Here is a 2,543-nt window from a genome sequence, read left to right as displayed (position 1 = left end):
GTTCCTTTCAGACAAATGTGGTGTTTATCTGAGCCTAACATAAATGGCTTTTTTCTGTCTAGCTTAATTTTACAAATTGGGTTTTGTAAATGGCTAACCTCACACATTGTCATCAAAAAATCAAAGACAAAAAGAGTTTACGGCATCAACTTTTCAGACGCTGCTTATGCCTGTCTAAAATTTCTCAGAGGAACACTCACTTCCTCCCAATTGAGAACTTACATTGCCAAGTATTTATCCATTATCCGAGTCAATCGAACATTTCCGAGAAAGATTAAAAGCCAAGCGCCAGTAAGTTTCACTTATAGAGTACCATAATAACAGCAAAAATAGGGTGATAAACGGTTACTTTTGTGCGCCCTAAATACTGTCAATTAAAACCCTATTCTAAACAGAACCACAAAAGTGACACTCTGGAATAGGGATTTTGATAGATTAAATCTTTAACTTAATGACATTGCCTAAACTCCCTCATCTCTCATTCTGTAGAGTCGTTCTATTTGTGCTGTCCTATATTTATGAACAATAGCCATCGTTTACGTTTTCAGTCTACCGTCTTTTCAGACCAAGAATTAGAATAGACAACTCTAATTTGAGCGATAATCATTTAGTTGTTCAGCACTTCGCTCCACTTCCATTACAGAAGTTTAATCGCTACTATGGCTTCTGCTGACTTCTCATGAATCGTTGTTACTACGTCTTTGACGCTCATGAGACCTCACGGGATAAGTCATACATCTTTCCTCGTTTACTCTCGTGATTTACGCATATAGGTTACGACTACCTATTTGGACTTTAGAGTTTCTAGCCCCCTCATCCGCTATATACGCCTTAATATCACGTTTCTGTTCGTAGAGCCACGATTTCGCTATCCCTTCCTCTCCCCGCTACCTCACGATAGTCTGGCTTGGGAATCGCTATTGGGTTCACCGGTAGCGGGTGCCCGCGGAGGACTTTCACCTCAGATGTACAACATGCCCGTCGTACTATTAAAAATCCGCTCAAAGGCGGATTTTTTTGTCTATTCAGATAGTTTCTCAACCGTTCGATAGGCAAATAAGCCAAGTAAAATACTCAAGATAGGAAACACTGTCTGGAAGATACCAGTGTTGAATGGTGAATTAAAGAGAAAATGGATTCCAAAGCTTGCACCAATCCAAAATACTCCCTGTGCTTTTGACATACCTGTATTTTTCGCGAGAAGGGCTACTAAGCCAATGGCAAAGAGAAGCGTGAAAACCCAATGAGCCCAACCAGCTTGACCAACGCGTTCAAGAATGGTTTCAAAGCCGTCTAACTTATTCATGAACATGTCTCTAAATACAAAGGTGATGTCTTCCATGATTTGGAAACCTAGTCCAACAACCACTCCGCTTACCAATGCATTTTTTAGTGTCATTTTTCTACAAATAAGTAGTACAAGTAGAACAGTTAGCCCTTTACCGATTTCTTCTGCCAATGGACCTGAAATAGCTGCGCCCCAGTCTTTTAGGAAATTATCACTAACTTTAACAATTTCGAGTAGGAAATATCCAATAGCTGTATGTCCCAGTTCAGAAAAAGAGATGCTACTTGTTAAGCCTAAAAGCCAGCTAAGACCTATAACTTGTTTAGAAATGTTATAGCGTTTAGCTAAGTAATATGTCAGTACTAGTAGGGGAATGAGGTAGATAGCGACCAAGGAAATGGTTAGGAGAAAGAGAGGATATTTAGCTTCCATGCCATTTGGCTTACCTAATTCTCCAAAGATAATTTTGCAACCGTTGACAAATCCAATCGTTGCTAAGATGATTGGAATATAGGTTTTACACGTTTGAAATTTTTCTTTCATAGTTTTACCCTTCTGTATTAATAAATTAGTGTATAGATACATTGTATCAAATATGGGTGCATTTTGTCTATAGTTCACCTATTTTTTACACGCCAAACGCATGAAAAAAATACATGAAACTATTTTCTAGCTACATGCATTTTTTCAGAAATTTTGTTGAAAATATTTCGATAATCGGCGCTACTTTGTTCATATCATATAAACTATACCACAAATTTTATCTAAAAAATTACTATTTGTCTAGAAAAGCGCTTTCTGAAAACGAAGTTTTCTTCATGCGTTTGTCGTGTATTTTTTATCTAAACCTTCTCAGTTATTGTAATGTTTTTCCTGCAACTTGGACTCCATAATAGAGCCGTAACGGAATTGTGTCTCAAATTTTCTTTTTTGCTAGACTAAGGTTGAAAAAAAGAAAAGGAGCATGTTATAGAACAATATGATTTACTGGTCATTGGTTTTGGAAAGGCTGATAAGAGCTTGGTAGGTAAGCGGCTTTAAAGATTATGAACTAACCCAAGAGGAAGAAGACGCTTTAGAGTTATTTGATAAACAATACTGGCAAGAGTTTCGCAGGGGTGATTTATTTGATAGAGTTAAAATCAAGAAATGATTATTTATTGCTGTGAGCGGATAGAATTTATCTTGTCAGAGTTACAAATTCGTCAACAAAAAAGAAAAATAGCTAACTTAGAAACTGTAGCCTTACAATAGA

1 protein-coding gene and 1 pseudogene are annotated in these 2,543 nt (G+C 37.1%); one reads left to right on the top strand and one right to left on the bottom strand.

All coding sequences use genetic code 11. The annotated features are described in order from the left end of the window. A pseudogene (locus ACMZ6Z_RS09200) lies at positions 1-318 on the top strand (hypothetical protein); the annotation flags it as partial. 703 nt (positions 319-1,021) lie between these two features. Here the strand turns inward: ACMZ6Z_RS09200 and ACMZ6Z_RS09195 are convergent. Continuing rightward, positions 1,022-1,831 (bottom strand): PrsW family glutamic-type intramembrane protease, encoded by an 810-nt coding sequence (locus ACMZ6Z_RS09195; protein WP_416132232.1) that lies wholly within the window; start codon positions 1,829-1,831, stop codon positions 1,022-1,024. Positions 1,832-2,543: the final 712 nt, after the last annotated feature.

The sequence above is a fragment of the Streptococcus pluranimalium genome, from assembly GCF_047785705.1.
GTDB lineage: Bacteria > Bacillota > Bacilli > Lactobacillales > Streptococcaceae > Streptococcus > Streptococcus pluranimalium_A.
This window is presented reverse-complemented; position numbering and strand designations above follow the sequence as displayed.